The sequence below is a fragment of the Roseateles sp. P5_E11 genome (assembly GCF_054049355.1).
The window spans coordinates 1-6,551 of sequence record NZ_JBFUMO010000327.1 but is presented as its reverse complement, the minus strand read 5'-3'; the positions used below and the strand labels follow the sequence as shown (position 1 = coordinate 6,551).

At 68.4% G+C, this 6,551-nt stretch carries 6 protein-coding genes; 5 read left to right on the top strand and 1 reads right to left on the bottom strand.

Annotated elements, in window-relative coordinates:
- The 5 genes from ACXJKR_RS20780 to ACXJKR_RS20760 form a co-directional block, all read left to right on the top strand.
- The coding region (locus tag ACXJKR_RS20780; RefSeq protein ID WP_457324430.1) for an ABC transporter ATP-binding protein at window positions 1-426 on the top strand (426 nt) is incomplete at its 5' end.
- Window positions 423-722 (top strand): hypothetical protein, encoded by a 300-nt coding sequence (locus tag ACXJKR_RS20775; protein WP_057300574.1) that lies wholly within the window; start codon window positions 423-425, stop codon window positions 720-722. The genes ACXJKR_RS20780 and ACXJKR_RS20775, both read left to right, overlap by 4 nt.
- A gap of 73 nt (window positions 723-795) precedes the next feature.
- Window positions 796-2,040 carry a phenylacetate--CoA ligase family protein gene (locus ACXJKR_RS20770; protein ID WP_457324429.1) on the top strand — a complete coding sequence of 415 codons (1,245 nt, stop codon included), beginning with the start codon at window positions 796-798 and terminating at the stop codon, window positions 2,038-2,040.
- Between the two features lie 132 nt (window positions 2,041-2,172).
- The gene (locus tag ACXJKR_RS20765) at window positions 2,173-4,581 is read left to right on the top strand and encodes a CehA/McbA family metallohydrolase (protein WP_457324428.1); all 2,409 of its coding nucleotides are present in this window, start codon (window positions 2,173-2,175) and stop codon (window positions 4,579-4,581) included.
- Window positions 4,582-4,664: 83 nt separating this feature from the next.
- Window positions 4,665-5,633 (top strand): tripartite tricarboxylate transporter substrate-binding protein, encoded by a 969-nt coding sequence (locus ACXJKR_RS20760; protein WP_457324427.1) that lies wholly within the window; start codon window positions 4,665-4,667, stop codon window positions 5,631-5,633.
- Between the two features lie 226 nt (window positions 5,634-5,859).
- Here ACXJKR_RS20760 and ACXJKR_RS20755 read toward each other — a convergent pair.
- Window positions 5,860-6,551, bottom strand: a 692-nt coding sequence (locus ACXJKR_RS20755) for a GGDEF domain-containing protein (RefSeq protein WP_457324426.1), incomplete at its 5' end; no start/stop codon positions are given.

Sequence of the window (6,551 nt, the reverse complement as noted above, 5' to 3'; positions counted from 1 at the left end):
GTCTACACCTACTTCCCGCGCCTGAAGACGCGCCGCACCAGCCAGGCGGCCTACACGTCGGGCGGCGAGCAGCAGATGTGCGCCATCGGCCGCGCGCTGATGGCCAACCCCAAGATGGTGTTGCTGGACGAGCCGTCCATGGGCCTGGCGCCGCAGATCGTCGAGGAGGTGTTCGAGATCGTGCGCGACCTCAACACCAAGGAGAGGACGACCTTCCTGCTGGCCGAGCAGAACACCAGCATGGCGCTGCGTTATGCCGACTACGGCTACATCCTGGAGAACGGCCGCGTCGTCATGGACGGCGCTGCCAGCGCATTGCGCGAGAACGAGGACGTCAAGGAGTTCTATCTCGGCGTGGGCGGGGAAGGGCGACGCAGTTTCAAGGACGTGAAGAGCTACAGGCGAAGGAAGAGGTGGCTGGCATGAGTGACGACAACTGGGAGATGGCGCCGCCACCTTTTGATGCGGACTCGGCGCTGCTGACGATGAAGCGCTTCGCGCGCGACCAACGCGTGCTGGCCGAGCGGGGCGAAGGCTGGATGCTGGGCGCCGACGTGGTGCTCAAGCTGGCGGTGGAGGGTGCGACCGTCAAGGTCCAGCTCACCAAGCGCCCGGCGCGCACGCCCGAGTGGGACACCTTCACGCTGAAGTCCGCGACCGAGCTGCGCAAGTTGCAGGACGAGATCAAGCGCCGGCTCACGCGTTGGAAGGACGAGGAGTGAGCGCCGCGCCGGGCCGCCCCAAGCAAGCTCGCTCCCGCTTGGCGGGACAGACCGTAGGCCGAAGGGTGCACCAATGAGCTCGGAGTTCTTCGACGCGCTGGAGACGCGCGACCCGGCCGCGCGTGAGGCCGCGCTGATGGCTGCGCTGCCGGAACAGATCGCGCATGCCCAATCCAGCAGTCCGGCCTACACCGAGCTGTTGGTCGGCGTCGATGCGAACGCGATCACGTCGCGGGCCGCGCTGGCCACGTTGCCGCTGACGCGCAAGAGCAGCCTCGCCGCCGCCCAGGCCGCTCGGCGCGCACTGCGCTTGGGCGGATTTGCGGCCGGCATGCCGCGGCGCATCTTCCAGTCGCCCGGGCCGCTCTACGAACCCGAGCCCGATGCCGACGGCGCCGACCCCTGGCGCGTCGCCCGCGCACTGCATGCGGCGGGCATCCGCGCCGGCCAGCTCGCGCATGTGGGCTTCAGCTATCACCTGACCCCGGCTGGCGCCATGATGGAAGCGGGCCTGCGCGCCATCGGTGCTGCCAGCTTTCCCGGCGGCATTGGCAATACCGAATTGCAGCTGCAGGCCCTCCTGGACCTGCAGCCCGAGGCCTATGCCGGCACGCCCAGCCTGCTGCGCATCTTGCTCGAGAAGGCGGCCGAGGGCGGGCACGTGCTGCCTTATCTGCAGTGTGCCCTGGTCAGCGGTGAGGCCTGCCCGCCGGCGCTCGTTGCATGGTTTGCCGCACGCGGCGTCGATGCCTACCAGTGCTATGCGACGGCCGACCTCGGCCTCATCGCCTACCAGACCACGGCGCGTGAAGGCCTGGTCGTCGACGAAGGCGTCATCGTCGAGATCGTGCGACCCGGCTCTGCCGAACCTGTGCCGGACGGCGAGGTCGGCGAAGTCATCGTGACGACGCTCAGTGCCGGTTATCCCTTGATCCGCTTCGCCACCGGCGACCTCTCTGCCGTGCTGCCCGCGAACCTTGGCATCAGCCCCTGCGGCCGCACCAACCAGCGCCTGCGTGGCTGGCTGGGCCGGGCGGACCAGTCGGCCAAGGTGCGTGGCATGTTCGTGCACGCGGGCCAAGTGGCCGAGGTGCTGGCGCGCTGTGGCCAGCGCGGCCGGGCGCGCCTCATCGTCGACGGCGAGCTGGCCAATGACCGCATGTGCCTGCAGCTTGAGGCCGCGCCGGCCGAGGGCCTGGTGGAGCAGCTGCAGACGGCGCTGCGCGACATCACCAAGCTGCGGGGCGAGGTCGAGCTGCTGGCGGCGGGCAGCCTGCCCAACGACGGCCGGGTCATCGAGGATCGCCGCCCCGTGTGACGCGCGTTTGAAGACCTCGGGGCCGACCTGAGCCTGAATCGGTGACAGGAAGGCCCGCATGGACTCGGCTTGGCGGCGCCACCACAGTCCGCCGCTTTGCCGGCCACCGCTGGCACCAGCCGAGGACGCGCCATGACCCTTGCCCGCCATCTTCCGCCCACCCTRCTCGTGCTGCTGCTCGCAGCCTGCGGTGGTGGCAGCAACGACCCCCAAGTCTCTTCCCAAGCTTCCCAGGCCGAAAGCGAGCTGGCCAAAGCCGCCGCCGCGCGCCCGCGCGCCAAGGACCCCGACCACCACGAGTTCTCGGCCACGCTGTCCGCGCCCTTCGCGGTCACCGCCGCCAGCGGCGAGCGCGTCTTCAGCGTGCAGATGGACCACCCCGGCATTGCCGACGGCCAGGTCTTTGCGTGGGCGCTCAGCCTGGTCGACGAGCAGGGCCGCGTGCTGCAGCGCTGGAGCGGCGAATCGCGCTATGCCGGCGCGCCGGTGATGGCCAGCGTGCGCTGGGTCGGTCGCGGCACCGGCGGCACGGCACTGGCCGATGGCCTCTACCAGCTCAAGCTTGAGGCCGCCAGCCTCGACGCCGCCACCGCGCTGAGCCAGGGTGCGACCACCGGCCGCGCCGAGCGCCTGCTGGCCGCTGCCGCGCCGCTGGACCATGCCGAGCAGCAATGGCCGGTTGCCCTCGGCCAGCCGGCCAGCGTCGACCTGCCGCCCTATGCGGCCATGCCCACGGCCGCCGGCCGCGGCCTCGTCAAGGCGCAATCGGCACCGGCCATCAACAGCCTGCCCTACACGGTCTACTACGCCAATCTGCACAGCCAGACGAATGACTCCGACGGCGGCGGGGCGCTGGGCAGCTGCTCGTCTTCGCAGCCCGCGCAGACCGGCGCCTTCGGCCCGGCCGACGCCTTCGCCTATGGCAAGACGGCGGGCCTGGACATCCTGATGTCGTCCGAGCACAACCACTACTTCGACGGCTCCTCGAGCACCAACGCCAGCGGCAGCGCCGCCACCGCCAAGAGCCGCTACCAGGCCGGCCTGTCCGCCGCCACCGCCGCGACGACATCGAACTACCTCGCGATCTACGGCATGGAGTGGGGCGTCATCAGCAATGGCGGCCACATGAACATCTTCAACAGCACCGAGTTGTTCGCCTGGGAATACAACAGCAGCAACCAGCTCTTCGGCGACCGCTTCACGGCCAAGAGCGACTACGCGGCCTTGTACGCGACGATGCGCCAGCTCGGCCTTGTCGGCCAGTTCAACCATCCCGACACGACCGGCCAGTTCCTTGTCGGCGGCACGGCGCTGGGCTACAGCGCCGATGGCGACGAGGTCATGGTGCTGAGCGAGATCCTGAACAGCTCGGCGTTCTCGTCCAACACGACCGAGACCGAGACGGGCCTCAGCAACTTTGAAGACGCCTTCAACAAGATGCTGGAGCGCGGCTTTCACGTGGCGCCCGCCAGCAACCAGGACAACCACTGCGCCAACTGGGGCAAGTCGTACACCAACCGCACCGGCGTGCTGATCCCGAATGGCACGGCGCTCAGCAAGGCCAGTTTCATCGATGCCATCAAGGCCCGCCGCGTCTTCGCGACGATGGACAAGACGGCGCAGATCGCGCTGACCGCCAATGGCCACGTCATGGGTGAGCGCTTCACCAACAGCGGCACGCTGTCCTTGAGCGTCGGTTATGCCAGCAACAGCGGCAAGACGGCCACCAGCGTGCAGATCTACGAAGGCGTGCCCAAGCGCAACGGCACCGTCACACTGCTGGCCAGCAGCGGCACGGCCAGCACCACGCCGGCCATCGGCGAGCACTTCTACTACGCCAAGATCACGCAGAACGACGGCAAGATGCTGTGGACAGCGCCCGTCTGGGTCACGCAGTCCAACGGGCCGGTGGACACCACGCCGCCGACCGCGACGGCCAGCGAGAGCGGCACGTCCGGCACCGTCACGCTGTCGGCCACGGCGAGCGACAACATCGGCGTGGCGCGCGTGGACTTCGTCGTTGATGGCACGGTGAAGGGCAGCGACAGCAGCGCGCCCTATTCGCTGTCGCTGGACTCGACGACGCTCACAAACGGCAGCCACAGCCTGGTCGCCCGCGCCTACGACGCCGCCGGCAACTCGGGCGCCTCGTCGGCCGTCAACTTCAGCATCAGCAATGCCAGCGCGGCGCTGAACGAGACCGAGTCCAACGGCACCATCGCCACCGCCAACGTCGTCACCAACCAGACGACGATCAGCGGCACCATGGCCACCACGAGCGACAAGGACTACTTCAAGGTCACGCTGGCCGCAGGCAAGACGCTGCGTGTCGACATGAGCTGCCYGGCGGCCTATGACTACGACATCTACTTGCACAACGCCAGTGGCACGACGCTGACCTCGTCAGAGAGCGCCACCTGCACCGAGTCCCTGAGCTACAAGAACACCGGCAGCTCGGCGCTGGCGGTCTACATCCGCGTGGGGGCCTACTCAGGCAGCAGCGGCACCCAGGGCTATACGCTGACGCTGAGCTACCCCTGATGGCGCTGGCTTGGGGCCATCCCGGAGACGCCGGGGGCGGTACTCTGCCTAAGATCGTGCGCACACATCCTGGAGACAAGCCCATGCGCACGACCTTGATTGCCCTGGCGGCCCTGCTGGCCGCCGGCACCGCCGCTGCCGATTACCCCGACAAGCCCGTCACCCTGATCGTGCCGTTCGCAGCCGGCGGCCCGACCGACAAGGTCGCCCGCGACCTCGCCGAAGCGTTGCGCAAGCCCCTGGGTGCCACCATCATTGTCGAGAACGTCGGCGGTGTAGGCGGTACGCTGGGCGCCAACAAGGTGGCCAAGGCCGCGCCGGATGGCTACACGCTGCTGCTGCACCACATCGGCATCGCCAGCGCGACGGCCCTCTACCGCACGCTGCCCTACAAGACGCTGGAAGACTTCGAATACCTGGGCATGGTCAACGAGGTGCCGATGACGCTGATCGGCCGCCCCAATCTGCCGGCGGCCAACTATGCCGAACTGGCCAAGTGGCTGGAGTCCAACAAGGGCAACATCAACCTCGCCCACGCCGGGGTCGGCTCGGCCTCGCATCTGTGCGGCCTGCTGTATCAGTCGGCCATCAAGATCGACATGACGACCGTGCCCTACAAGGGCACCGCACCGGCCATGAATGACCTGCTCGGCGGCCAGGTCGACATCATGTGCGACCAGACCACCAACACCACCGGACAGATCGAGGCCGGCAAGGTCAAGGCCTATGCGGTGATGTCGGCCAAGCGCCTGCCCAGCGGCCCGCTGGCCAAGCTGCCGACGGCCGACGAGTCAGGGCTGAAAGGCTTCAACCTGGCCGTCTGGCACGGCATGTATGCACCCAAGGGCACGCCCAAGGCCGTCATCGACAAGGTCAACACGGCGCTGCGCGCAGCCCTGAAGGACGCCGACTTCCACAAGCGCCAGGAGGCCCTGGGTGCGGTCATCATCAGTGACGCGCGCCTTGCGCCGGCAGAGCACAAGAAGTTTGTCGAGGCCGAGATCAACAAACTCACCCCGGTCATCAAGGCGGCAGGGATCTACGCCGACTGAAATGGAGCCCCTCGTCTGGTCTCGCCATGCTGAACGCAGGCGAGTCCAGCCGGTCCCCCTGGGGGACGGCGATGCTTGCCGGATTGACCAGCAAGCACATCGCCAAAGGCGGGCCTGCTTGGGAGCGGCCCGGCGCTCGGCCCGCAAGCCAGCAAGCAAGCGTTGTTTCGAACGTCGGCCGGGGCGGCGCTCAGCCTTGTGTGCGGGCGTGCACGCCGCTTGGCCGTCAGTGGGGGTGGGCCTTTTCGCGCTTGTTCGCGTACATGCCCTGGTCACTGCGGCTGAGCACGGTGCGCAAGGTGTCGGTCGGCAGGACTTCGGCGAGCCCCAGGCTCACCGAGACCGACAGGCCGGCAGCGATGGCGCTCCAGGCATGGCGGGACACCGCGTCCGCGATCCGCTCGGTCAGCGCTTGGGCTGCCTGCGCGCCGGTATCGCGCAGGATGATGACGAACTCGTCGCCGGCCAGCCGCGCGGGAAAGTCCTTGTCGCGCACGCATCTTCGGATCTGCGCCGCGATGGCCCGCAGCACCGCGTCGCCCGCGTTGTGCGAATGGCCGTCGTTGATCTGCTTGAACTTGTCGACGTCGATCATGACGAGGCAGGCCGTGCTGCCCTGGGTGCGCACCTCCTCCAGCAGGCCTTGCAGCTGGAGTTCGAAATGGCGCCGGTTCGGCAGGCCGGTCAGGCCATCCTCGAGCGCCAGTTGCTGGAAGTGCGCGCGCCCGGCCTCGGAGGCGTGCAACTGCCGGGTCCGGCTGCGCAGTTCCAGTTGCCGCTCGACGTCGGCGACGCGGCCGCGCAGGCTGGCAGACCGGGCCAACTGCTCGCGCTCGGCCAGTTCGCGCAGGGCCTGCGCGGCTGCGGCGTGGTCGCCCGCGGTGGACGCCAGATAAGCCAACTGGCCCAGGCCAATGC

Excerpts from the sequence above, each read along its gene's own strand:
- ACXJKR_RS20760 (WP_457324427.1), top strand. The coding sequence starts at position 4,665 with ATGCGCACGACCTTGATTGCCCTGGCGGCCCTGCTGGCCGCCGGCACC.
- ACXJKR_RS20775 (WP_057300574.1), top strand. The coding sequence starts at position 423 with ATGAGTGACGACAACTGGGAGATGGCGCCGCCACCTTTTGATGCGGAC.
- ACXJKR_RS20770 (WP_457324429.1), top strand. The coding sequence starts at position 796 with ATGAGCTCGGAGTTCTTCGACGCGCTGGAGACGCGCGACCCGGCCGCG.